The 24,988-nt window shown below is 49.8% G+C and carries 24 protein-coding genes and 1 tRNA gene; 12 read left to right on the plus strand and 13 right to left on the minus strand.

The annotated features are described in order from the left end of the window. Positions 1-104: 104 nt before the first annotated feature. The 3 genes from BUC02_RS06205 to BUC02_RS06215 all read right to left on the minus strand — a co-directional run bounded on the left by BUC02_RS06205 (position 105) and on the right by BUC02_RS06215 (position 4,782). Complete coding sequence (locus BUC02_RS06205; RefSeq protein WP_073320175.1) at positions 105-1,862, minus strand: AAA family ATPase; 1,758 nt, start codon at positions 1,860-1,862, stop codon at positions 105-107. Positions 1,863-2,014: 152 nt separating this feature from the next. Next, positions 2,015-3,694, minus strand: coding sequence for a glutamine--tRNA ligase/YqeY domain fusion protein (locus tag BUC02_RS06210; RefSeq protein ID WP_073320178.1), 1,680 nt, complete (start codon positions 3,692-3,694; stop codon positions 2,015-2,017). Positions 3,695-3,741: 47 nt separating this feature from the next. Next, positions 3,742-4,782, minus strand: coding sequence for a DUF3300 domain-containing protein (locus BUC02_RS06215; protein ID WP_073320181.1), 1,041 nt, complete (start codon positions 4,780-4,782; stop codon positions 3,742-3,744). A 453-nt stretch (positions 4,783-5,235) separates the two neighbouring features. Here BUC02_RS06215 and BUC02_RS06220 point away from each other — a divergent pair, with 453 nt between their 5' ends. Further along, positions 5,236-7,035: a CotH kinase family protein gene (locus BUC02_RS06220; protein WP_073320184.1), complete on the plus strand. Its 1,800-nt coding sequence runs from the start codon at positions 5,236-5,238 to the stop codon at positions 7,033-7,035. A 61-nt stretch (positions 7,036-7,096) separates the two neighbouring features. Here BUC02_RS06220 and BUC02_RS06225 read toward each other — a convergent pair whose 3' ends face one another. The 3 genes from BUC02_RS06225 to BUC02_RS06235 are packed head-to-tail and all read right to left on the minus strand — an operon-like array spanning position 7,097 to position 8,827. Continuing rightward, positions 7,097-7,366: a hypothetical protein gene (locus BUC02_RS06225; RefSeq protein ID WP_073320187.1), complete on the minus strand. Its 270-nt coding sequence runs from the start codon at positions 7,364-7,366 to the stop codon at positions 7,097-7,099. A 14-nt stretch (positions 7,367-7,380) separates the two neighbouring features. Continuing rightward, positions 7,381-8,070 (minus strand): hypothetical protein, encoded by a 690-nt coding sequence (locus tag BUC02_RS06230; protein WP_073320190.1) that lies wholly within the window; start codon positions 8,068-8,070, stop codon positions 7,381-7,383. A 7-nt stretch (positions 8,071-8,077) separates the two neighbouring features. Continuing rightward, complete coding sequence (locus BUC02_RS06235; RefSeq protein WP_073320193.1) at positions 8,078-8,827, minus strand: TPM domain-containing protein; 750 nt, start codon at positions 8,825-8,827, stop codon at positions 8,078-8,080. Between the two features lie 286 nt (positions 8,828-9,113). On the opposite strand from BUC02_RS06235, the gene BUC02_RS06240 reads away from it, so the two are divergent. Next, positions 9,114-9,752, plus strand: coding sequence for an alpha/beta fold hydrolase (locus BUC02_RS06240; protein ID WP_073320196.1), 639 nt, complete (start codon positions 9,114-9,116; stop codon positions 9,750-9,752). Here BUC02_RS06240 and lnt read toward each other — a convergent pair. The 3 genes from lnt to BUC02_RS06255 form a co-directional block, all read right to left on the minus strand. Then, the gene (gene lnt, locus BUC02_RS06245) at positions 9,749-11,680 is read right to left on the minus strand and encodes an apolipoprotein N-acyltransferase (protein ID WP_254794125.1); all 1,932 of its coding nucleotides are present in this window, start codon (positions 11,678-11,680) and stop codon (positions 9,749-9,751) included. The two genes, BUC02_RS06240 and lnt, sit on opposite strands and share 4 nt — an antisense overlap. Positions 11,681-11,749: 69 nt before the next feature. Further along, complete coding sequence (gene rsmI, locus BUC02_RS06250) at positions 11,750-12,433, minus strand: 16S rRNA (cytidine(1402)-2'-O)-methyltransferase (RefSeq protein WP_073320199.1); 684 nt, start codon at positions 12,431-12,433, stop codon at positions 11,750-11,752. A gap of 52 nt (positions 12,434-12,485) precedes the next feature. Continuing rightward, on the minus strand, positions 12,486-13,058 hold the full coding sequence (locus BUC02_RS06255; RefSeq protein ID WP_073320202.1) for a hypothetical protein: 573 nt from the start codon (positions 13,056-13,058) through the stop codon (positions 12,486-12,488). A 29-nt stretch (positions 13,059-13,087) separates the two neighbouring features. Between BUC02_RS06255 and BUC02_RS06260 the strand changes: the two genes are divergently transcribed. After that, positions 13,088-13,813 (plus strand): UDP-2,3-diacylglucosamine diphosphatase, encoded by a 726-nt coding sequence (locus BUC02_RS06260; RefSeq protein WP_073320205.1) that lies wholly within the window; start codon positions 13,088-13,090, stop codon positions 13,811-13,813. On the opposite strand, the gene BUC02_RS06265 is transcribed toward BUC02_RS06260, so the two are convergent. The 3 genes from BUC02_RS06265 to BUC02_RS06275 form a co-directional block, all read right to left on the minus strand. Continuing rightward, positions 13,810-14,268 (minus strand): hypothetical protein, encoded by a 459-nt coding sequence (locus tag BUC02_RS06265; RefSeq protein ID WP_073320208.1) that lies wholly within the window; start codon positions 14,266-14,268, stop codon positions 13,810-13,812. The two genes, BUC02_RS06260 and BUC02_RS06265, sit on opposite strands and share 4 nt — an antisense overlap. A gap of 16 nt (positions 14,269-14,284) precedes the next feature. After that, a complete protein-coding gene (locus tag BUC02_RS06270) occupies positions 14,285-15,031 on the minus strand; it encodes a hypothetical protein (RefSeq protein ID WP_073320211.1) in 747 nt (248 codons plus the stop codon). Between the two features lie 147 nt (positions 15,032-15,178). Continuing rightward, entirely contained in the window at positions 15,179-15,979 is an 801-nt protein-coding gene (locus BUC02_RS06275; RefSeq protein WP_141225600.1) for an alpha/beta hydrolase, read from the minus strand. Positions 15,980-16,225: 246 nt separating this feature from the next. Here BUC02_RS06275 and BUC02_RS06280 point away from each other — a divergent pair, with 246 nt between their 5' ends. The 9 genes from BUC02_RS06280 to BUC02_RS06320 all read left to right on the plus strand — a co-directional run bounded on the left by BUC02_RS06280 (position 16,226) and on the right by BUC02_RS06320 (position 24,213). Continuing rightward, positions 16,226-17,077, plus strand: coding sequence for a TIGR02147 family protein (locus BUC02_RS06280; RefSeq protein ID WP_073320217.1), 852 nt, complete (start codon positions 16,226-16,228; stop codon positions 17,075-17,077). Beyond that, positions 17,074-18,465: a hypothetical protein gene (locus tag BUC02_RS06285; protein WP_073320220.1), complete on the plus strand. Its 1,392-nt coding sequence runs from the start codon at positions 17,074-17,076 to the stop codon at positions 18,463-18,465. Before BUC02_RS06280 ends, BUC02_RS06285 begins: the two co-directional genes overlap by 4 nt. Before the next feature lie 44 nt (positions 18,466-18,509). Then, positions 18,510-18,580, plus strand: a tRNA-Gln gene (locus BUC02_RS06290). 53 nt (positions 18,581-18,633) lie between these two features. Beyond that, positions 18,634-19,395: an RsmB/NOP family class I SAM-dependent RNA methyltransferase gene (locus BUC02_RS06295; protein WP_073320223.1), complete on the plus strand. Its 762-nt coding sequence runs from the start codon at positions 18,634-18,636 to the stop codon at positions 19,393-19,395. Positions 19,396-19,439: 44 nt separating this feature from the next. Beyond that, positions 19,440-20,999 (plus strand): hypothetical protein, encoded by a 1,560-nt coding sequence (locus BUC02_RS06300; protein WP_073320226.1) that lies wholly within the window; start codon positions 19,440-19,442, stop codon positions 20,997-20,999. A 21-nt stretch (positions 21,000-21,020) separates the two neighbouring features. Next, the gene (locus tag BUC02_RS06305) at positions 21,021-21,668 is read left to right on the plus strand and encodes a DUF3575 domain-containing protein (RefSeq protein WP_073320231.1); all 648 of its coding nucleotides are present in this window, start codon (positions 21,021-21,023) and stop codon (positions 21,666-21,668) included. Positions 21,669-21,708: 40 nt separating this feature from the next. Beyond that, entirely contained in the window at positions 21,709-22,032 is a 324-nt protein-coding gene (gene trxA, locus BUC02_RS06310) for a thioredoxin (RefSeq protein ID WP_073320234.1), read from the plus strand. Between the two features lie 5 nt (positions 22,033-22,037). Beyond that, positions 22,038-22,829 carry an imidazole glycerol phosphate synthase subunit HisF gene (gene hisF / locus BUC02_RS06315; protein ID WP_073320237.1) on the plus strand — a complete coding sequence of 264 codons (792 nt, stop codon included), beginning with the start codon at positions 22,038-22,040 and terminating at the stop codon, positions 22,827-22,829. A gap of 1 nt (position 22,830) precedes the next feature. Then, complete coding sequence (locus BUC02_RS06320; protein WP_073320240.1) at positions 22,831-24,213, plus strand: TldD/PmbA family protein; 1,383 nt, start codon at positions 22,831-22,833, stop codon at positions 24,211-24,213. Here the strand turns inward: BUC02_RS06320 and BUC02_RS06325 are convergent. Further along, the gene (locus tag BUC02_RS06325) at positions 24,210-24,947 is read right to left on the minus strand and encodes a hypothetical protein (protein WP_073320243.1); all 738 of its coding nucleotides are present in this window, start codon (positions 24,945-24,947) and stop codon (positions 24,210-24,212) included. The two genes, BUC02_RS06320 and BUC02_RS06325, sit on opposite strands and share 4 nt — an antisense overlap. Positions 24,948-24,988 lie beyond the last annotated feature (41 nt).

Raw genomic sequence — 24,988 nt, forward strand, 5'->3', positions numbered from 1 at the left:
TTATCTTTGGACCCTTCGACTTCGGGCATAGCCCTTTGCTCAGGACGACTCATTCGTGGCTAGGCAACTTCCTACTTGAGTAATTCCGAAATCCGAATTCTGAATTAAACAAGGAATCTCGGGTAAATCCAAGAGCATTCGCGGGCGAGCATCTTCGGGAATTCGCGGAAGGTTCCATTGATCTGGTAAAGGTTCAGGCTGCCTTCCACCGGTGAAAGCTTGATGAGCGAGTCCGCGCGGGCTTCGAGGTAGGGGTATTCGTCCAGGTTGCAAGACGACACGACTGCACACCCTGTGAGGGCGATTATGGTGTCGACCATCTGCATCAAAATCTGGTGCGGAGCGCCATTCAAACGAGTAGACTTCGGGTTATGCAATACGGCCGAAATCGGATCGATTACGACAACGCGGTAATCGTGGTTTTCGAGTCGCTTGGCACCTTGAATACGCTTGGCGATAAGCTGAGCTGTTTCGATCGGTGAAAGAGCCGTACCGCGCAAGTTCAGGAAGCCGAACTTCGGGGTGCTCGCATTCAGATTGCGCTTGCCGGCCAACAGGTAAAGGCGGTTCAGGAACACGGACTTGGTCAGTTCGAAGTTGATGAACAGAACATCGCTAGACGATGTTGAATTGCCGAACCAGTCTTCGCCATAGCAGATAGAAAGACCTAAGTCCATAAGGGCGAGGGACTTACCGCTTTTCGGAGGTGCCGTGAACAAGAAAAATTCACCGGCACGGAGCATGTTTTCAACAATCGTCTGGTCTTTTTTGGGAGCTTCTTCGGTATCGCTTGCCAGTTCAATGAGCGGCTTTCCGTCGAGGGAATATTCCACCCATTCCTGCCATTCCTTAAAGTTTTTGGCACCCTGTTCAAGACCGATCAAGTACTGCTGCTTACCGCCGCGGAGCACGCCAGGCATACGCACCATCATGTGCGGGTTACTGTTGCTCGGGTCGACCTTGAATCCCTGGGAATCAAGCGTCTTGAAAAGGAAGTCAACGCGATCGTTATATTCTTCTTCGTCGTTGGCAAAAATCTTGACCCATGCCTGCACGGAATTCGCGCCTGTGTTCACCAAGGCGGCGCAGGGAAGGTTCAGGGCCTTGTAGTAGGCGAGCTGCTTGGCCAAGGACATCTTGGGGTTATCGACCACCACATAGCGGTAGCGGAACGATTCGTCCGAGACATTGTCGCCCCCCTTCACGGCGTTAATGCACAGGAGGGCGCCTTCGGGACTGTCGAGGCTCTTCATGATTTTCTTGATCGAGTCGTCTTGTCCAATGATGTTCGATACGAGTTCTTCGGTGCTGTCCGGGGTATTCGATACCTTGAACGAAATCGTTTCTTCGGGATCGAATGCGGCTTCCAGAAGCTTTGCGAGGTCCTTACGCCAGTCGGCGGCAGGCCAGGGAATAGAAAGCGCTTCGGGGTCGATCTTGAAGTTCTGCAATAGTTCCAGGGACTGGGTGTCAAGACCCATGGCAAGCATCTGTTCCATGGAAATCATGTTCGCCGACAGCGGCGTGATGATTGGCATGGCAACCGCCTGCGGGGCGGCCGCAGCTTGTGCCTGGGGTGCTCCTTCCGCAGCCGGGGCGGCGTTCTGCGCCGGAGCCACTTGTTCCTGAGGGCGCTCTGCCGTACGCTTTTCGGCGGAGAACGCGCGGCGAAGGGTCTGTTCGACCTCTTCTCCGTCCATGCCGTCGTCGCGGGCCTTGCCGCCGAGCTGGAAACTGGCGTCCATGAAGGTCCAGCCTTCTTCCATGGCGGCGACACCCGCCTTGTAGAGCTCGGCTTTGAGTTCGTTCGGACTATACTTGTTCTTCAGGAACAGGTTGATGGTCTTTTTTGCGTTTTCCATAAGCGCCTCGAATGCTTTATCGTATTGAATGTAGCTTTTTTATTTACAAAAGGGTGCTTAAAAGTGCAAAATGCATGCAAAAACGCCCCAGATTTGCTCCGAAGCGTTCTTGTTAATTTGTTTATAACGCTGTGTGGGCTCGTAATTCGAATTTACTTCGTCGGATTGAAGCTATCCTTCAGACCAACCGTTCTGTTGAACACCAGGTGACCCGGCTTGGAATCTTCGCTGTCGAGGCAGAAGTAGCCCTGGCGCATGAACTGGAAGCGGTCTTCTAGCTTGGCGTTGGCGAGGCTCGGTTCCACCTTGGCCTGCTTGATGATCATGGAATCCGGGTTCAGGTAGTCGTGCCAGTCTTCGCCTTCGGGAACTGCCGAGGGGTCTTCGAGCGTAAAGAGGTTGTCGATCAGGCGCACTTCGGCGTCTACGGCGTGAGCGGCGGAAACCCAGTGGATGGTTCCCTTGACCTTGCGGCCATCGGGAGTTTCGCCACCCTTGCTCAGTGGATCGTAAACGCAGTGAATCACGGTGACCTTGCCGTTTTCATCCTTCTCGACGCTCTTGCAAGTCACGAAGTAGGCGCCCTTCAGGCGGACTTCGCCTTCCGGCTTCAAGCGGAAGTACTTCTTCGGCGGTTCTTCCATAAAGTCGTCGGCTTCGATGTAGAGTTCGCCGCTGAACGGAACCTGGCGGGTACCTGCGTTCGGATCGTTCGGGTTGTTTTCCACTTCGATCATTTCCACCTTGCCGGCTTCCCAGTTATCGATCACGAGCTTGACCGGGTCAATCACGGCCATCACGCGGTTTGCAGTCTGGTTCAGTTCTTCGCGGATGCAGAAGTACAAGAGGTTCACGTCGACCATGGAGTCGGCCTTGGAAACGCCGATACGGTCGCAGAATTCACGGATGGAACTCGGGGTGAAGCCACGGCGGCGGTAACCGCAAACCGTCGGCATACGCGGGTCGTTCCAGCCCATCACGGCCTTCGTCTGCACCAGTTCCAAAAGTTTACGCTTGCTCATCATGGTGTAGGTGAGGTTCAGGCGGGCAAATTCAATCTGCTGCGGGCGATTGTCCAGGCCCAGTTCAATCAAGAACCAGTCGTACAGCGGGCGGTGCGCTTCGAATTCCAGCGTACAGATGGAGTGGGTAATGCCTTCGATCCAGTCGCTAAGCGGGTGCGCAAAGTCATACATCGGGTAGATGCACCACTTGTCACCGGTGCGGTGGTGGGTGCAGTGCTTGATGCGGTAGATGACCGGGTCGCGCATGTTCATGTTCGGGCTCGAAAGGTCCACCTTCGCGCGCAGGCACTTTTCGCCGTCGGCATACTTGCCGTCGCGCATCTCGCGGAACAGCTTCATGTTCTCTTCGACGCTGCGGTCGCGGTAGGGGCTCGGGCGGCTGGGCTTACCGGCGTCGTTGCCACGGTATTCCTGCATTTCGTCGCGGGTCAAGTCTTCTACGTAGGCCTTGCCCATTTCGATTAACTTTTCGGCAAAGGCGTAAATCTGGTCGTAGTAGTCGCTGGCGAAGTATTCACCGCCCTTCCATTCAAAGCCGAGCCACTTCACGTCTTCGCGGATGGAGTCCACGTATTCCACATCTTCCTTGGTGGGGTTCGTGTCATCGAAGCGGAGGTTCGTGATGCCGCCGAAGTCTTTGTACTTGTTTGCAGTACCGAAGTTCAGGCAGATGGACTTGGCATGACCGATGTGAATGTAACCGTTCGGTTCCGGCGGAAAACGGGTGTGCACGCTCTTGCGTTTGCCCGTGGCGAGGTCGTTAACGATGATGTCCTGCACAAAATTCGAAGATTCAGGGATTTCCATGGTTAATCCTTTAGTTTTTAACGCCGGAAAATATAGTAAAATGACTGTTATTTTCTCATGCTTTTGCCAAAACCTCCGCGGCTATTGCCGTTTCGGTTGCTGTTTCCGTTACTGCGGCTGTTGTTGTTGCGGCTACTGCGGGAATCGTCGTAGTTTTTCTGGCTGCTACGGGTCGTCTTGATGTTTCCAAAACCCTGATTGTTGTTTTTGCTGTTGTCTTCTTGCCAGTAATTGTCTTTGGTAGTTTTGACTGTTGCAATCGTGTTCGGGTGGGCAGCGGAATGATGAATTTCGGCCTTGCTCCTCGGAGCGGTGTTGTGGTTCATGGGAACCTTTACGGGTCTGCTCGGAGGAGGCGTATAGGAGTCGTGTCTTGTGGGCGCCACGTAGTGGTTGTGCCTTGGCGGCGGAGGTGGGTTGTGATGACGTGGATGGCGAGGCGGCAGGGGTCTGTTGTGGTACCAGCGGTAGTCATGCACGTAAATTAGGTGTGTGTCCCATTCAAAACGGCTTGTGCCCCAGCCCCAGTAATCGTAGTAAGAGCCTACCCATACGCCGGTGCGGTAACGGAGTCCCGGGTAGCCGTTCGAATAAACGTAGTAGACGACGTGCGGGTTGTAAACCGGAACGTACACATATTCCTTCTGTACAGGTTCGATGATGATAGTCTTTTCCTTGATGACCTTGACCTGCTCGTTAGTTTGTAAGTGGCCGTGGTTGTAGGCGGCGCTACGCATGCGTTGAACGGCATCCATCACGGCTTCTTTTTGGGTGGCGACGGCATCGCCTAATTGGTCGGTCCACGTTTGGTATTTGGCCATGGTGGCAAGCACCGTCGGGAAAGGAATCAGGGCCTGGACGCTTTCGTCGTAGGGAAGGTCTTCGAGTTTGATTCGGTCGGCGAGTTCCTGACCTTTGAGGTGCTTGTTCTGGTTTGCCCAATCGGCAGCTCCCGGAATTTCATCGCCATGAACAGAAGCCGCCAGTACCTGCACCAGGAGCGGGTCGGGGTAGAGCGCAATGGTCGAAACTAGAGTGTCGAGTTCCGCCGCAGTGAATTGCTCGTTTGCACGAACAGATGAGGGCATACATAAAATGACAGCAAGTAAAAACCACAGCCAAGCGAGCTTGGTTGTAAATGGAGATGCTAAACTTTTTTCAGCCTTTAAACCGGTAAACATGTTTACCTCCTATAGTCTAAGGTTACTAATATTATACAAAAATTCCATGCTAATTAGATGCTGGAAAGTCGCTTTTGGTTGCGGGTGAGCTCTTTTTCGGGAAGTAAATTCCCGCATTGTGATTTGTCCATTGTGGACGATTTTATTTTTACACACTTCTTAAACGAAAAGATGATTATGGCTTTAGTGCTGAAAATGGCGAAAAATGAATGAAAATGGATGGTAAAACGGCAAAATTTCTAGAAAAAGGTCAAATAATAACGTTTTTCATGTTGTTGTTTTACACAACACATTAACTAAAATTAACATTAATTTTTACACACTTTAATCTATTTTTTTTATAGCTAGATTGGAGGCTATATGGGCTATTGGGCTAAAATTATATCTACAACGGCGCTATTTGCGTCATTTACATTTGCGCAGACATACGATTTGCCTATAGTGTTTATTGACACCAAGGGCAAGTGCCTCGATAACAAGGTCACTGAAAAGATTCCTGCAACCATGAAGGTGCTGGACGGAAAAACGAACAATGTGGCTGACAGTGCCAAGGGCACACGCTATGATATCGGTATCAAGGTTCGTGGTCAGTCTTCGGCCATGTTCCCGAAGCCTGGTTATGGCGTGGAAGTCCGCGACGAAAAAGGCGAAGGCATGGACGTGAGCCTGTTTGGGCTCCCTCCTGGTGACGACTGGGTGTTCCACGGTCCGTATGTAGACAAGAGTATGATGCGTAATGCGCTTGCCCATTGGCTCTTTAGGCAGGCCGGGCATTATAGCCCCCGTAGCAGGCATTTTGACTTGTACATCAACGGTGTTTATCGCGGTGTGTACGTGCTTCTCGAAAAGATTAAGCGCGGCAAGTATCGTGTGAACGTGAGCAAGCTTAAAGAAACCGATGTCGCGGGCGACAGCGTTACCGGCGGTTACATTTGGGCATTCGACAAGACGGGTACCAATACGGGTGGTGCAGGCAGCGGTCCCATCGAAAAGGAAGGCTTCAATACTTCGGACGGCCTGAACGTCATTTTGCATTACCCGAAAAAGGAAAATATCCAGAAGGCCCAGGAAGAATACCTGAAAAAATACCTGAACGATCTTGAAGGCTTGTTCAAGAACGGCAAGAACGGTAGCGGATACGAAAACTATGTGGACATGACTTCGGCACTCGATTACGTGTTGCACGAAGAAATTACCAACAATGCGGACTCTTACTGGTGCAGTTTCTTCTTGCACAAGCCCAAGGACAGTAAGGGCGGTAAGGTGACGCTTGGCCCGGCATGGGACTTTAACCTTGCCATGAGTAACGGAAGCCAGCCTGAAAATGGCGGTGGCCAAGGCGGCCAGGGTGGTATGTGGGGCTTTGGCGGCGGTGGAAACGGCTTTGGAAGTTCCGGCGTTACCGGTTGGCAAATCGAAAATAGCCAGAAATCAGGTAATGGTGGCATGTGGGGTATGGGAAGTTCTCTGAAAGCTCCGAACTGGCTTTTGGGAATGTGGAAAGACAGCCATTACCAGAGCGAACTGAAGAAGCGCTGGGCGGAACTCCGTAGCGGTGTATGGCACACCAAGACGATGGATGCATACTTGGATTCCATGAAAATCTATTTGAAGAACGCTGCCGACAGAAACTTCAAGCGTTGGCCGAACTTGGGCAAGGCTAGTGGCCAGAACGATCCTGATCCGGAGCCGATGAAGTACTGCAATAGCCAGAGTGGCGGCTTTGGAATGGCTATGGGCGGCTATAATGCTACTACTTGGGATGGCGAATTTGAACATCTTCGCAAGAAAATGAAAGAAAGAATTGCCTGGATGGACCAGCAACTCGGATTCTCGGAACCGGCCAATCCGATTGTAACGGAACCCGTCATTCATGATCCGGACTGGCAGAATGACGAGAAAAACAAGACAGAACCTCCTCCGATGAATGTCGGTTTGGATGATTTCAGCAGACTTTCTCCGACGAACTTCTTTACTGTAAATGGCGATTATCTTGAAATTCAAACGAGCTTGGGCGGTACTTTTGCCCTTGTGGACCTGAACGGATCAGTCTTGTTCAAGACTCGTATCAATAAGGGACTCACGACTCTGAGAATTCCGTCTAAGGCCATGAACAGGCACTGGATTGCGACGCTCAACGGAAAAATGCTGAGCAAATAGTAGTACGAAAAAAGGGTGTCTGTATTCAATTCCGAAATCTGAATTCAGATATCCGGAATCGCTATAGATAATGCTTGACCTTGTTTACAGGGTCAAGATTTTCTTTTGGGGGGTTGGGAACATGAATTTTGACGGCGTACACGTAGTGGTCCGTTTCGACCAGGATGTCGCCTTCTTGCATGTCTTCGTTGATGTCGATTTCAATTTCGACTCCGTCACGGGCGATGCGGCGGATAGAATGTTCCTTGAGTTCGTGACGTTCGAACAGGACGTCGATAACCTTCTTGTAGGTGCCGTGATGGATGGTGCCTAGAATGCTATTGCAAATCATTTAAAAATCCCGTATTAAACCGCATCCATGGAGTCGACCTGGTTTACGATTTCAGTGACGGTCGCAATATAGCTATTTATGCTCTCGATGAAAGCCTTTTCGTTCCGGCTACTGATTGGTGCGCGGAGCGCAGGGTAGGCGCTAAAGATTTGCTGGTGGTTTTCGGGGTAGGTCTTGTGAAGTAAGTAATAGACCCCGTACATAATCGGGAGGAGAGTCGCATTGGCCCGAGCAAAGAATCCGAGCGGATTGCGATCTTGCTGCAGGTAAATGTAGGCTTCGCGCAGGTGAATCAAAAGTCCGCGCAATTCGCGTTCGCATTCCAGGCGTAGGCATTCCACATTCGGCTGGTAGTTGGGCAGCGGCTTTGCGCCGGCGAGGGCGACATTCCTGTTGGCGATATGCAAAAATTCCAGCGGGAAAACGTCTTCGGATGTCTGGATTTCTTTAAGCGTAAAGAAATAGCGGAACTCGATGTTTTCTTTCTTGGCTTCGCGCAACAGGTTCTGCAGGGGCTTGATGCTTGCAGTCGAGTTGTCTCGCAAGATAAAGCTTACGGTCCAGGGGCTTTCGAGCGCGTTGAATCCTTCGACCAGGCAATCGCCGTGAATGAACGCCGAAATCAGGTTGTCGCCCAGAGCTTGCTGTAGCATGCCCGGCCAGTTGGATCTTTGAAGTTCTACGATGCTCAGGTTCTTTTTCATGTTAACCTCACCAGGAATTCCGGTTTCCGAATCCGCTGTTGCCAAAACCGCTTCCGAATCCACCGCCAAAGCCTCGCGGGCTGCTTCCGAATCCGCCACCGAATCCGACTTCGGGTTCGTCCTTCTTCTTGTTCTTGATGGCGCCGCCGAACAGGAACCAGAAGATTCCGTTGCCGCGCCCGCCGCTGAACTTTGCCATCAGCAACAGGAACGAAACAAAGAGGATGAATAGAATCATGAGCGAGGAGACGCTGTTTTCTCTAAGCTTGTACGGGGTTTCGTCGATGTTAAGCTTTTTGCCTTTTGCCTTGGCGCCGATTTTAGCGAGTGCGTACGAAAGTGAAAGGATTCCTTCGCTGTAGTTGTTTTCGCGGAAGGCGGGAAGGAGTGTCTTTTGTTGAACCTTGGCCAGTTTCTTTTCGCTGTAGATTTTTTCGAGACTGGGGGTGACGACGATGTTTTTCCAGCGTTGCTTTTGAGCGACGAAAATCATGATGCCTTCGCCGTTTTCTTTGCCGAGATTCCATTGTTCGGCGGTGTACTTTGCGTACTTGTCCCCTTTTTCGAATTGGTTTGCGTGTCCGATGTCGTCTATCAGCACGCAGGTAAGCTCGATTCCTGTTTCTTGATGGAATATTTGGGCGAGATCGTTAAAAAGTTGTGTCTCGGAAGCGTTCAGCAGGTGATTGTCGTCGTAAATCTGACCTTCACTGGGCTTCTGAGGAAATCTTTGGTCTTCAAAAGATGTTTCTGCCATTGCCCCGAGCGTAAGCCCCAGGCAAAGGAGTGTAATACGTATGGAAAAACGCCTTAATAGAAACATCACTTTGAAAATATAAAGTTTATTTCCAAAAAGATGAGCGTGAACTTATTTTTTCATACGATTTTGACGACAAAGTTTATTTATGTCTTACGAAATGGAATATTCTTGATTGGAATATGAAAAAAGGAAGATTTTAATTTTTTTTTGTAATAAGTGTTCTATTCAAAAAAAACTCTATATATTTAGGATTGGGTTACGAACAGAACAAAAGGATTGGATTATGAATGAGAAATGGACATGGCTTCCGGATTTTGCCTCGGATATGGGGATATGGGAAGACGATCTGGTCGGCATTGCGCCTGATGCAGAACACCTTTTCGTGACATACGAAAAGATGGTGTCTGTTCTTGATGATGTTTACGGTTTGCCTGGTATTGCAGAGGCGTCTACCGTTGTTGGATGGGGCTTGGGAGCTTTCGTTCTTTTAAAGAATGCTCACAATCGCCCCAAGAACCAGAAATGGATTCTCCTTTCGCCTTATGCGGATTATTGCTCCGATCACAGTGAATGGAATAACGAAAATTTGTCTTTTATTGCGCACCAGACGAAAACCGCGGTCGATGCAACCTTGAATGCTTTTTATGAATTAATCGAAAATGAATTTGGTGAATGGCAAGATGACTGGATGAAAGCCGCCAAGGCGATTAATCCTGAAGCCTTGTATAAGGGACTCTCGTATATTGCAAAGAACCGAATTGATGCGCCTGTTCCTATTACGGCTGAAACACAGGTCCTATATGGTCGCATGGATGGTGCCGTTCCGCCGGCTATGACCTTGGAACTCAAGGAATTTATGCCTGGGGTGGAATTCAAGGAACGCCCCAAGGCAGGACATTGGCCGCCTCTACTTTTGTTCTAGCCGCGTTTGCGGTTGATAAAAGAGAGCAAAAGCGTTGCGATCAGGTAGGCTGCGAAAAAGCACAGCAAGAACATTTCAACAAAGTCGCCAATACGGCTGTATAGAGTGTCGCGGGTCTTGAGCGGCACTTTTCTTTGTACAACGCGATCGGTGAATATTTCGGTATTGCCGTCGTAGTGGCCGTACTGGTCGATGAATGCGGAAACACCGCTGTTGGCGAGGCGTGCCACCGGCATGCCGTTTTCGATGGCGCGGTAACGGATCAAGTTCAGGTGCTGGTAAGGGGCGGTGCTCCGGCCGAACCAGCCGTCGTTGGTAATGTTGACCATGAGGCGGGAGCCTTCGCGGATCGCTTCGCGCACCAGGTCGCCAAAAATGGCGTCGTAGCAAATGTAGGGTGTCCACAGGAACGGCTGGTAGACGGGGGTTTCTTTACCGGCGACAAAGTCTCCTTCGCCAAGATCCACATAGTTTAAAATCGGGAAGATTTCGTCAAACGGAATTCGTTCGCTAAAAGGCACCAGGTGCTTTTTGATGTAGCGCTTCGGGAAGTGAGAATCGCCGGGAGTGAACAGGAACGAGGCATTGTAGACATCGAACTTACGGATGCTTCCGCGCGGATTGCGACGGTAGTCGAGTGCGCCTACTAAAAGTTGAGAGTTCTTGCTGTCTGCGACTTCGTGCAGGCGTTCAATGATGCCGGGCTGCCTGCGAATGTGGTCGGGGATTGCGGTTTCGGCAAGCACGATAAGGTCAGCATGTTCCTTAATGCTGTCGTTGACCATGCCGAGAGTCTTGTTGACAATGTTATCGAAACGTTCCTTGCTCCATTTGGCACCCTGTGCAATGCTTGGTTGTACAAGGGCGATAGAGGGGTTGCCTTCGGCGTCTGCATTGTAGAACGGTTGGGCTTCGGTTTTAGACAAGACGATACTGCCTTGAATGAGTAACACTACAAAAATGGAAAGGGGGACGGCTAGAACAGGGATTGCTTTTTTGATGTCTTGAACTTTGCAAAGTGTCTGGGCTACGGCTTGGTTCGAAGCGATGACCAAAATCGTGTAGCCAAAAATTCCGATATAGGGGAGCATCTGCAAAAGTTCAAGGCTGTTACCGAAAACATAGCCCAAGTGGCTCCACGGGAAGGCGAAGTCGCCATAGGTGCGGGTCATTTCAAGGCCTGCGTAAAAGATCGGGAAAAGTATCAGCAATACGATGCGGATTTTGGCTGGGGCTTCTTTTGCAAGCGTGTACACGAATCCGGCTAATGTGTTGTAGGCGCTAAAGAAGGCTATCAGCAAAAAGAGTCCGAGGAGAATCAGCCCCGAAGGAGCAGTCTCCACGTGCATGACGTTGTAAATCCAGTAGTAGTTGATGGTGTTGTAAAGCATGCCCGACCAGAAGGTGGCGAACATGGCTTGACCGCGGGTGAATCGGTTAAGGACGATGAACCATGGAACAAGCAACAGTAAAGCTGCTGGGCCCAAGGGCATGGGTGGGTAGGCGAGTGCGAACAGGCCCCATGCAAAACAGGAAAGAAATAAGGGCGTGCGCGATTCGCGAGTTTTGATATGTCTGTAATTCCAACGGACAAAAAGAGTAATCCAGAAAATGCCGATGGGGCATGCCGTCAGGATAATCTGAATCAGACCGGCGTGTCCGATTTTATTCAAGTCGCCAATGTTGTAGTCAAGCGCAAGGAATGCAAAAGAAACGATTGCGAACGTGAAAAGCGTGCGTTTGAAATTTTTTCGGGTGTCTTTGAAAAACAGAAACGGAATCGTTACTGCGAGGGGGAGTACTTGCAAAGCCTGCGTGTAAAGCCCCGGTTTGTCGGGACGCAGCGAAAAAACAATCACTTCTGCAATAAAAAGAACCGCTACGTAAATCCAAAAAATCTTCGGGAGAGTTTTAATCTTATTCAACATATTTCACATTCCACATCCCACATTCCACATCCCACATTTCACATTCCACATTCCACATTCCACATTCCACTACAGTCCGCTCTTGTCTTGGGGATTGAAAATCAGTACGAATTCGCCTTTGGGCGGGTGAGCCTTGAAGTGTGCCGTGATTTCGGATGGAGTGCCAATCAGGTGTTCTTCGAATTTCTTGGTGAGTTCACGCATCAGTGCAATCTTGATTTCGCCAAAGACTTGGCCGATTTCTTCGACGAACTTGTCGATGTTGTGCGGGCTTGCGTAGAAAATCTGGGTCGCTTCTTCGTCTTTTAGCTTTTCAAGCAGATGAATGCGTTGGGCGCTCTTTTTGGGCGAAAAGTATTGAAAGCAAAAATGGTCCGTAGGCATGCCGCTTGAAACAAGTGCGGTAATCATGGCGCAAGGGCCAGGGATGGCGCGGACATCGATTCCTTCGCGGACGCACTCGCGAACTAGGTTGAAAGCCGGGTCTGCGACTCCGGGGGTGCCTGCATCGCTTACTAGGGCGATATCGCCTTCGTTTTTCAGGAATTCTACGTACTTGGGGGTCACCTTCTCTTTATTGAAGTCGTGGTAGGCTTCCATGGGCGTGTTGATGCCGTAATTGTCAAAGAGCACTCGCGTGTGGCGTGTGTCTTCGGCAAGCACCAGCGGAACTTCCTTTAATGTCCGCACGGCCCGGTAGGTGATGTCTTCCATGTTCCCGATGGGGGTCGCTACAATATAGAGTGTGTGCATATTATTAGTTAATAGTTCTGAGTTACGAGAAAAAGAAAGGTGAAAATGCTTTTTAAAAGTCTTGTGCTAAATTCAGATCGGTGTTACGGACAAGGCGGGTTTCGAACTTGAGGCGTTCCAAAAGCTTGCGGTGCATTTCTTGCGAGGCATCGTTTACGAGGTCTGCGCGCATACGTCCATACCAGAATGCTTTCACATGTTCGCTTTCTTCGAATTCCACTTTGAAGGTTAAGGCTCCGTGACAGAAAATTCGGGCTTCCATGTGGTAATGCCATGTTTCGCTAACAGGAAGCATTGGCCAGAAGGGAATGAAGGCTGCGCCGATGTTCCAGGAACTGCCCTCTCCATCGGGTGTGACGCTTGCATCGATGTGGGCGACACCGCGGCAGCTTTCCATGGGGTAGTTCAAAGTGTCTATTGCAAAGGAATACGCTCTTTGCAAGTTTGTGTCCAAAACGGAAGTCGTCCCGGCGTAAGAAATCGTGATAGGCTCAAAAAACGGGATGGTTTTAGGGTAATCTTGTAAGTCGTACTTGGTGAGGCTTGCAGAGCAACCCGTAAAAAGCATGCCGAAAAAGCCTGCGAATGCCATGAACATCAACGATTTTGGCGTAAATATTTTCATTTCTATAAATATAATTATATTTCGTTTCGATGAATTCGTCCGCCTACTTTATATCTGATGCGCACCTCGGGGTAAACCCGCCTGGCTCAGTCCCGAATCGTGAGCAGGCCCTTGTCCGTTTTATGGAATCAATCAAGGGCAAGGCTTCGCATTTGGTAATCGTGGGCGACTTGTTCGAATTCTGGTACGAATACAATGATTACGTTTGCCGTAATCATATGGATTTGTTCTTTGCCATGCGGGAACTGGTAAAATCCGGCTGCGAAGTCCATTTGTTGCAGGGAAATCACGATTTTGCCTATGGAGATTTCTTCCCGAAATCACTGGGTGTCTTGACTCATAAGGAATTGAAACTCGATATTCAGGGAAAAAAAGTCTATTTCCGCCATGGCGATGGCGTTGCAAAATCCGACTTCGGTTACCGGTTGTTCCGTCGCGTGCTTGATTTTCCGCTGAATCGATTCCTTTTCCGCCAACTCCATCCGGATTGGGGGATGGCTCTTGCCCGATTCGTGGGCAGAAACAGCCGTAAGGTGGGTGAGTCCCGCATTATCAAGATGGAAGAATACCTGCATTGGGCAAACTGTATGCTCGAAAAGACGGGATGCTCCTACTGCATTCTGGGACATCACCATATTTCGGGCATTTGGAATGTCGAAAACGGGACTGTGGCGTCTGCCGGTGACTGGATGAAAAAACTCACCTACCTCCGGATGGAAGCAGGTGAGCTTGATATTCTGAATTTTAATGATTAATCCTGGTTTCCGGCGCTGTTCGCGCGGGTTTCCGTTGATTTCATCATCTTCTTGCTGGCGTTTTCGCCCCAGATCCAGGCGACGACGTCAGTATTGGCGACCTTGTCCCACATGTCGTCTAGCCAGCACCAGTGATGGGTTTCGCCCTTTTCGTCGGTGATAGTCCATTTCTCCGGAGTAGCGGAGAAGGTCATCTTGATCGGCTGCGGCTTGGTGTAGTTGCCGTATCCATCGTTCACAGCAGCGGATTCAGGCGGGTCGATTTCGATGGTCCAGGACTTACCTTCGGTCCTTTTATAGATTCCGACATTGTAGACTATAAGGATGGCGACGACGATGATTGCTCCCTTGTAATTCTTCTTGGTCAAGAAGAAAATCAAGAGAAGGACAAACAAAATCGCCAGTGCACCCAAATTATAGTGCGTCGTATAAAACAACTTGAGAATGTCGATCATAAGAGACTCCGACTAATTATTTCTTGGACTTTTCTGCAGCTTTCTGTTCAGCGACCAGGGAGGCTACGCTGAACGTGATGGTTTTGCCTTCGACCTTGCATTCGGTACGGAAGCTCTGCTTGGGGAGCGCCAAACCGTGAGAGGAGAAGGTTCCCATGAAGGAGGCGTTGGCGTGGCTAGCAATAGTGCGCACGTTGATAAAGCCCTTGTCCTTGCTGAAGGAAAGCTTGAAGACCTTCTTGGCGCGATCGTAATCGGCAATCATGGTCTTGTTCACCTGAGTGTTCACTGCATCTCTGGTGTGACGATCGAAAATGATGGTTCCGCGGGAGTCGATCGAGAGCATGGTCTTGTTTGCGATCGAATTGCGGCAGGCAATCAGTTTCCACGGGCCTTTCTTCTTGGTAGAATTCTTGCTCGTGAAGATGTACTTGTTGCCTTCCTTTTCAAGTTCGTACGGACCGGTGACGATCTTTTCGCCGATGGCGTTCAGGGCGCCCTTGAAGTACAGGAACTTGGACTTTGTAGAATTGACACCAACAATGAAACGGAAAGACGTGGTCTTTGCTTCCTTGGTGGGCGTAATCGCTACGCGCTTACCCACAGGGTCGACCTCGATATCGGCGTATGGACCGATTTCGATGACTTCCCCTTTCTTGGAGTTTTCTTGCTTCGCCATCTTGTCAAGTTTCATCGTCTTGATGGCTTGGTCCGGAAAACGCAGAAAACCGCGAATATCCATTTTTACAATGATAGTATCCATAAACACCTCTTTTTGTTTATTTGTGGTTTTCAAGGTAAACTAATAATTTTCCCAAACAAAATCAATGCAGATAAGAAAAAAACATTAAAATCTGTTCCCAAAAAGTTTTTTTTGTGCGAAATTTCACACAACGTTTGTCAAATTTTATCAAAATAAATTGCGTTTTTGTGATAAAATCAACACTTTTTGCAAACTCTCTCCATTTCGAACAATAAACTTGGCCCCCTCCAATTTGGAATATTCTGCCTTTGTTCTTTCTTCGAACTGTTTCTTATCGAAGAGTACGGTTGTGTTATTTTGTGCTTTTTTTAGCTTGTCTATGGATACTTTGAAGTTTGTGCGAATCAAGAATTTAGGATAAAGAAATCCGTACTTTTGGTGAATGGCATCGGCAATATCGAAGATGGGATCGATTAAGATAATTTGTTTGTTATTCGAGTGTTGGTTAATTGCCGAGATGGCTCCCATGCCGCGCCCTACAAGGGTTTGCGGGAATTTGCCGTTCACCTGTGCTGCGCATTCTGCGATTTGCCTTGCGTCTTTCTCGAACGTGTCTTCGCTGGGTGTTCCCTTGTTCTGGGCGGAGCCTCGGTAATTGAATGCGACGATATTTGTTCCCGGGAGGGAATCGACTTGTGCAAGGAATTGCGCTGCGTCTTCGTCGGCTTCGGGGAAATAGAGCATGACGGGATCGTTTTCGTTGCCTAGAGTAAAACCGTTTAGGATGGAGCCGTCTTCGAGAGTGCAGGTGAGGGGTTTTGCTTTGCCCTGGATCGCTTCGTTTGCTTCTTTATGATAGATTGCTCTTGGGAATGCGTTCCTGCGTTCGGTGAGAGCCAGGTAGAAAACCATACTTATATATATAACGACCAAGATGCCTGCGATGCGTAAAAGCCTAAAGGTGGATTCTTTAAGAAATCGGGCGATTTTTGGCATAGTGCTATTCATAGCGCCAAATTTAGAAAAATGAAATGGGTTGGTAAAGAAAAAGGACTTTCGCCTGTTTCCAGACGAAAGTCCAAAGGATGGGATTGGGTGTTCCTTGAATATATCTAAAAAAATCGGCAAGCGTATCACCTTTTTTTTCAAAAGTGTTCACGGATTGTTCTTTTTTTGCAAGATTTACGGGAATTTACAAAACAATTCTGAAATAAGGTGTTCCCAAAAATTGACAAAAAAAGTATATTTAGATCGATGAACGTATACGCTTACTACAACTATCGAAAGTTCCTGCAGGACTATTACGACTACCGGAAGTCCGTGCAGCGATACTTTTCCTACAGGTCCTTTGCCAAGAAGGCGGGGTATTCCTCGTCGGGCTTTTATTTGGACTTGGTCCGCGGGCGCAAGTCGCTTACGCCTCAGATGTTGCCCAAGTTTATTGCGGCTCTAGGCCTGAATGAAAAGGAAGGCCGCTACTTCACGCTGATGGTGGACTTTACGCATGCCACCACGCCGGCGTCTAAGCAGGCAATCTTCGAGCAGATGTCCGCGCTTCTTCCGAGCGCCATCAAGTCCTTGACCAAGAGTCAGCAGGAATACTACAGTAAGTGGTATTACGTGGCGGTCCGCGAGGCGTTGTCCGTCTTGAACGTGGGCCCGAAGAATATCCAGGAACTCGCTTTGTTCCTGAATCCCCGTATCACTCTTCCGCAGGCAAAGCAGGCTATCCAGCTGCTCTTGTCGATGCAGTTGATTGAACTGGACGAAAAAGGTTTTTATCGCTCGGTTAACAAGGCTATCTTTAGCGGCTCCGAAATCTCGTCGCTTTTTGTTCATCAGTTCCAGAAACAGATGATGGACCTCGGTAAAGATGCCCTGGATCATTACAGTACCGAACGCAGAAATGTATCTTGTATGACAATGAGCGTTTCTGCTGAAGGTCTCGAACGCATTATTAGTAAGATTGACTTGTTCCGTAAGGAAGTGGTCGATATTATTCGTTCGGATGAAGGTGAAACCATGGTGTGCCAGATGAATATCCAGTTTTTCCCGCTGAGTAAGGAAAAGGTGGACCTGCCGCCAGAAACCGAGGAGGAAGAATGAACAAGAAGTTTTCGTTGTTAGCTTGCCTCGCCTCGCTTGCAGTATCCTTGATTGGTTGCAGTAATGAAAAGGTTGCAGGTACGGTGACGGATACAGGCAATACACTTGCTGTATCGGGTGTGGTTCTTCGCGTTGACGGAACTCCCGCATCGGATGCCATGGTCCGTATGGCCCGCATGGCTGTTTACGATAGTGTCTTGCATGTTCCCGAACAAATCGAAGTCTTGACCGATTCCGATGGCGTGTACTCTTTTGATTCCGCCTTGTCGGATACCTTCCAGCTGGCGGTTATCGATACGTCGGCGGTTGAAGTGTTCTACTTGCCGCGCACGACTTTGAAGGCGAAGGCCTACGGCAGCATCCAGCTTGCCAAGGCGGCTGTCGTAACGAGCGTGCTCTATTTTGAAGAAGTGGAAGATTCTGCAGTTTCCGTGGGCGGCCATTTTATGACTTGCCTTTCGGGAACTCCGTTCTGTAACGACGTGTTCGCGGCAGACAGTTTCTCGATGTTGATTCCTGAAGGCGAATGGTCCGTGGAAATCTTCCCGGGCGATTCCATGATGGTTGCCCGCATGCAGTCTCTTGGCTTTGCGGATAGCCTTATCTACCGTACCCTGGATCTCGGCAAGATCAAGGCCGGCGATTCTGTTACCTCGGGTCCGATTGTCTGGAGTACGACGACTGGTGCCGATTCCTTGATCAAGGAATCCGAAAAGGAAGCGAAGAATGTGGCCCGTCTCTCAGGTAAGGTTCTTTGCAAGAATGGCAATCCTTGCGCCGATGTCGAAGTAATGCTGATTAAGGATATTTACGGCTTCAATTTTGTCGAAGGCGATTCGATGAAGTTCGAAGTTCAGACCACGACGGACAGTCTTGGTCGCTGGTGGTTGCCGCTTCCGGATTCCTTGCCGGGCGATTCCTTCCGCTTCGAATTCCGCAAACTGCAGGATGACCTGGTGACACAGGCTGGCGTGTCCCGCTACTTGACCAAGAAAGATATTGAAAACTTGAAGGATACCTTGAAAGTGAAGGATGTAACTCTGTCTCGTCCTTCGACCTTGGTTAGCCGCGTGTCTCTGGTGGTGGATCGTGAAGATACTACTCAATCCAGCGACTGCATGGTGAACAGCGTGGTTGTTGGCATCAAGGGTACTTCGCACTTTGTTCGCGATGCGACCTGCAGTGAACTGAGACTTTCCGACTTGCCTTCGGGAGCCCAGCAGGTGGTGCTCTATTCGGGTATTCCGAAAGTGATTGCTACCTTGCGTGCTTCGGACGTTTCGACGGATTATTTCGTGACCTTTACTCCGGTATCTCTGCCTGAAGGCGGTACCCAGCAGGTTCAGGGCATGACTTACACCCCGCCTAATCAAAATATTTTCAAATAACCCCTTGCCGAAGTGAAATTCTTTTACTAACTTTGGGGGCGAATTGAGCTATGGTGTAATGGTAGCACAACAGATTCTGACTCTGTTTGTCTAGGTTCGAATCCTGGTAGCTCAACGATATAACTCTTTGCTCATACCCCTGAGCAGAGAGTTTTTTATTTTTGGCTTATGGAATTTTTCGACTACTACGAGAAACTTTTTGGCGAACGCTGGCCGGCTTTGCTTGAATCCTTGAAGGGAGAGGGCTACGCAACAGAATTGCATTTTGGTGATAGACTTGAACCGTATTTTTTGGACGAGGCATCGGTCTTTGCGGCGCAAGCTCTTGGCGTAGAGCCGGGTGATGACGTGCTTGACATGTGTGCCGCACCGGGCGGAAAAACACTTGTGATTGCGTCGATGCTTAAAGGCGAAGGGTCTTTGCAAAGCAACGACCGTTCGCCGGATCGCCGCTTGCGCCTGCAGCATGTGATCGAAAATTCCTTGCCCGAATGCTGGCGTTCCGTGATCAAGGTGACGGGTTACGACGGCATGAAGTTTGGACTCCATAAGAAAGAATGTTTTGACAAGGTCTTGCTGGATGCGCCCTGTTCTTCGGACAGGCATGTGCTGAATTCTCCGGCGCATTTGGAAGTGTGGTCTGCAAAGCGAGTCAAGAGGCTTTCTGTAGAACAGGGGGCGCTCCTGGCCTCGGCGGTTGATGCACTCAAGCCGGGCGGAACCGTGGTTTATGGTACCTGCGCGCTTTCGCCTATGGAAAATGACGACGTGGTCAGGAAGATTCTCAAAAAAAGGCCTTCGATGCGTTTCGAGGCGATTGAAAACTTGTTGCCCGGTGCCGACCGCACTGAATTTGGCGTACATATTCTGCCGGACCGTTCTGAAGGTCGCGGCCCCATTTATTGCGCCAAGCTAGTGAAAGAAAAATAGCGGTCTAAGAGACTTTTCCGCAAATTTTTATTTATCTTTACAATATGTTTAAGCGAATTGTTTTTTCGTCTTTTTTTGCGTTGGCTAGTGTTATCGCTTTTGCCGACGATGTCGTGGCTGAACAACCTGCTGCACAGGTTGACTCCGTGTCAGGGCAGGCTGTGTCTTCTGCGGTGGTGCAGTCGTCCTCCTCGCAGGCACCGTCCTCTTCTTCGGAAGAGGCTCCGAAATGGCGTGAAGTGCCTGTGCGTTACTGGGTGAACGGAGATTCCTCGGAACTGGAAGCCATTTTTGTAAAGATCGAAAACGATACGGTCTACTTGAAAAAGCCGACTGAAGCCGAACTGCGCCATATTGAACGCCTTACCGATAAGAAGGCGATTGCCTTGCAAGAAAGCAATGGCCAGGAGGTTGAACAGGCGGAAGACGAAAACGAAGAAGTCGATTTGAATGCGAAGTCCGCCGAAATCATCATGACCGATGCGGTCAAGGATTCAATGGCGGCCCAGGCTGATACAAGTAAGGCAGAGGCTGCTCCTGTGGATGATGGTGCCGACGACGATCTTGCGACGGCAATGGCGAAAGAAGACAAACGCGTAAAGATGGAAGAAATCGCGAAGATGGAAAAGGAAATCCGTGAACGCGAAATCCAGGACAGTATTGCCGCAGCCAAGAAGAATCCTTACATCAAGATTTTCAGGTACGAGTTGAAGCGTCTCTACAATATGGAAGACGACGTGATGATCGACCTTTCGCTTTCGAACTATGTGGTTCCCATAGTGAAGGTTGTCGAAGAAACAATTGAACTGTATCCGCCGGGAAATGCCAACTTGCTGGTGGTTTCGCAGCCTGAGGCATGTTCCTTGTATGTCAACGGCATTCCGCTGAAAATTGTGGCTCCGGATACGATCAAGAATATTAAACCGGGCAAGTATACGATTTCGGTGATGAAGGTGTTGAAGGACGTAGAATGGTGGGGCTCTGCCGTTGTAAAAATTAATGCCGATAGCGTAAACAAGGTGACGATTCCTGTGCTTCGCCCCTCGACCCGCTTGACGCTCAATTCGAACCCGGAAGCAGCCGAAGTCTACGTGAACCAGGAACCTTCGCTGAACAGGATGCCTGACCACATGACCGACGTGGTGGTGGATAACGTAAAGCCGCAGGTCAGGGCTACGATTCATTTTAGAAAGGTGGGCTACCGCGATACTACGGTGACGACGGAAATCAAGCCGTACATGCCGAACCTGGTGTATGTGGACATGACGCCCGTGCTGGACGATCTTGAATTTATCGAAGAGCAGAATGCATTCAATAAGGAACGTAGCCAGAGGCGTATCGGTCGCGGGCTTTTGTGGGGTTCCATTATCCCTATTATTGCCGGAGGTGTCATGTGGTACCTGGCTGAACGCGATTGGAGCAAGGCTGCCGACAAGAAGCATGCATATGAGAATTTGTCTGCATTCGATAGCGACGACACGCGCCAGATGGTCAAAGATAACCATGAATTGAATGACAGCGGTGATACCAAGTGCGGGGTAGCCATTGGACTTGGAGCCTTGGGCGTCGGTCTCTTGGCGGCAGGCATCGTACTTGCGTTTTAATTTAAGTCAGATGGAGAAAATATGATCAAGAAAATTCTTTCGGTATCCATGCTCGCGATTGCTTTTGCTACAGCACAGGTCGCAGATGATCCTTACGCCTATACCTCTGGCGCCCAGGAACAGGATACGCCGGTGATGAATATCAACCATACCGAAAATGACGAGCCGCTGTTTGCGGTCTCGATTCACCCGATATCGATGTTCATCTTGTCACTGATTGATATTCCGTCCGTTTTCTTGACTATCGAAGGGAACTTGGCTAGCCACGTTTCCTTGATTACCAGGCCTTATTTGATTTGGGCTGATTTTTCGGATGGTGATGAAGATCTTGATGTCTTTTTGTTCGGTATTTCGGAAGGCTTGCGTTTTTACTTTAATGAGGGACATCGCGGTCTGTATCTGGCAGGACATTTCAATTACGACCGTGTGAGCTTGGAATACACTTATGACGGTAATTCTAGGGATAATATCAGTGCCCATGCGAATGGCTTTGGCTTTGGCTTTTATCTCGGGCATAAGTTCCGTTCCGGTCATTTTACGACGTCGTTTGACATCGGCTATGTTTATTCTCACTATTCAGCCTCGGGTAAGGCCGAAGATGATATCGATAAAGTTGCTACCGTGGGCTCGGGCTATGACTTGAACTATACGTTCGGCTTCGCGTTCTAACTCATTTTTCTATTTTTTAGAAAAAAAATTGGAGATTTGTATGCCAGCAATTCATTTGACTGCTGAAAACTTTGATTCGGTGATATCCTCGGGCCAGCTGGTCTTTGTGGACTTCTGGGCAACTTGGTGCCGTCCGTGCATGATGATGGGCCCCATCATCGATGAACTTGCCGATGAATACGACGGTCGAGCAATTATTGCAAAGATTAATGTGGATGACGATGGTGTGGGTGATATCTGTGCCCGCTTTGGAATTACGAACATTCCTAACATGAAACTCTTCAAGAATGGAGTGGAAGTGGGCAATGTGGTTGGTGCCGTACCGAAGGCAACCGTTAAAGGCGTTATCGACCGCAATCTGTAATTCTCATGCTGACGAAACGATTGATTGTATGTCTTGATGTCCGCAACCGTAAGGTGACGAAGGGTGTCAAGTTTAAGGGTAATATCGATATCGGTGACCCGGTTGAAATGGGGGCGCAGTATAGCGCTGACGGTGTTGATGAATTAGTGTTTTACGATATTACAGCAAGTGCTGAAAACCGCCCTTGCGATATGGAAATGATTCGCCAGATTGCACACCGTGTTTTTATTCCGTTTGCGGTGGGTGGCGGTATCCGTAACTTGGATGATATGCATGAAGCCCTTTTGGCCGGTGCCGAAAAGGTGAGCGTGAACAGCCTTGCTGTGTTGCACCCCGAAATCATTGCCGAAGGCGCTAAGGCCTTTGGTCGTCAGTGCGTGGTCTTGGGCATGGATGCGAAGTTCGTTGGCGTTTCTGACAAATTCAAAAGTGGCTACGAAGTGTATATTCGCGGTGGCCGACAGGCGATGGGCATCGATGCCGTGGAATGGGCCAAGAAGGCCGAGGACTTGGGTGTCGGTGAAATTTGCTTGAATGCAATCGATACCGATGGCGTTCGCAACGGCTATGAATTGAATATTACCGACCAGGTGGCACGTGCGGTGCAGGTGCCGGTGATTGCTAGCGGCGGTGCCGGAACTCCGGCCCACATTGTGGACTTGTTCCGCAAGACTTCTGCCGATGCGGCCCTGGTGGCTTCGATGGTTCACTTTGGTGATTACACTGTTCCCGGAATCAAGAAAGAAATGCTTGCTGCAGGAATCCCTGTGCGCAAGAAAATGAACGGCGAGGTGTAAGTTGAACACTTCTGTTGCGGTCAAGATTTTTGAAGCAGGCAAGAGTGCCGGTGCAGACTTTGTCGAAATTTACGAAGAAGAAACCCGCAGTTCGATGCTCGGGCTCAAATCGAGCCAGATTGAGTCTGCGACTGCAGGCACTGAATACGGTATCGGAATTCGTTTGATTTACGGAACCGAGGTGCTTTATGGCTTTACGAGCGATGATTCCGAAGACGCGCTTGTGAAACTCGTGAAGACGCTTGCCTTTGGCCGTATCGACAAGATGGGCTATACTCCGGTGGAATTTGCTCCCGAAAAGCGCGTGGCCGACTACAATGTGGCAGCCTTTAAGGATCCGCGGGTGCTTGGCCAGGCTGTCAAGCAAGACTTTTTGTTCCGTGCGGACCAGACGGCCCGCAAGATTTCGGATAAAGTAGTGCAAGTGGGCGCCTCGGTGACAGATTCCTGCTCGAACATTACGCTCATGAATAGCGAAGGCTTGAATTTGTCGATGAATCGTGCACGCCTGCGCGTGAATGTGACCGTAACGGTGTCCGACGGAACCGAAAGATTGACAACGCACGAGGCTCCTGGCGCCTTGGGTGGTTATGAACTTTTAGCAAATTATTCGCCCGAGGCTTTGGCAACCGATGCGACGGAACGCTTGTTGCGCATGCTTTCGGCGGGTTACATTAAGGGCGGCCAGATGCCTGTGGTGATGGGCAATGGCTTTGGCGGCGTGATTTTCCACGAAGCCTGCGGACATCCGCTCGAAACGGAATCGGTCCGTCGCGGCGCAAGCCCGTTCTGCGGTAAACTTGGCGAAGCGATTGGCCAACCCTGCTTGACCGCTATTGATGACGGCACCATGGAAGGCGTGTGGGGGAGCCTGAAGTTCGATGACGAAGGTACTCCGACCCAGCGTACGACTTTGATTGAAAACGGTATTTTGAAGACTTACATGAGCGACCGCGTGGGAGCCCAGGAAGTCGGAATTGCCCGCACGGGTTCGGCCCGTCGTGAAAGCTACAAGTACGCGCCCGTGAGCCGCATGCGCAATACCTTTATTGCTCCTGGCAAAGATACGCTCGATTCGATGATTGCAAGCGTTGACAACGGTCTTTATGCTGCACGCATGGCGGGCGGTTCGGTGAATCCGGCAACAGGCGAATTCAATTTTGCCGTTGACGAAGGCTATGTGATTCGCGGCGGCAAGATTTGCGAACCGGTGCGCGGTGCAACCTTGATTGGCAAGGGGCACGAAATCATGCCACGCATTAGCATGGTGGGTACAGACTGGGAAGTAGCCGCAGGTGTCTGTGGTGCTAGTTCTGGACATGTGCCTGTGACTGTGGGACAGCCTTCCATTAAGGTCGACCAGATTTTGGTCGGCGGCCGCTAGAATTTACTCCAACGTCTTTTGGGATTCGGGCAATGGTCTTCGTGACCATCGGGCCAGATCCATGTCTCGTCTGTAAAAGGACATTTGGTGCATGAACCGCTCATGGGGCAGTCTTCGGTCGGATCTTCCAGGAACAGGGAACCTTCGTACTTGATTTTGTCCGAATGGAGTGTGCCTTCGAGAAGTTCGTGGCGGAGTGATTCAAGTTCTTGCGTGTTGAGTTTGAATCGCCTTTCGAGAATTGCCGATGTATCTGGAATGAATACAGCCGGATTCCATTTGATTCGCTGGACGCCGGCCGTTTCGGCCCAGGCGATAAGGTCCTTGTAATCGTTGAGATTTTCGCGGTGCAAAGTCACTTGCAGAGAAATCGTGGCGCTGGAATCGAGTCTGCGCTTGCGGCATTCAATAAGCTTCTCTACATTTTCACGCCAAAGATTGCGGAGGAATCCGCCCATTTCGTAGGCAAGCGTGCTGATTTTGATGTCGCTGCAGGCCTGAACCAGTTCGAACATGACCGACGGAGTGCCCCACTTGCCCGGGAATGTCCCGTTAGTAGTGAGATTCATCTTGACGCCTGTCATTTCGCAAAGGTGTAGCAGATTCTCGAATTTTGAATAAAGTAGAGGTTCCCCCATGGTGGAGGGGATGACTTCTTTTAGCAACAGGTTGCCGGCTTCGTCGCGTTCGGCGGCGTACTTTTCGATAGCGGCCTTGGCGGTTTCAAAAGGCATTTCGCCGGAATAAGAGACTATGCCGCGTTGCCTTAAAAAGC

This window comes from Fibrobacter sp. UWOV1, assembly GCF_900142495.1.
Taxonomy (GTDB): Bacteria; Fibrobacterota; Fibrobacteria; order Fibrobacterales; family Fibrobacteraceae; genus Fibrobacter.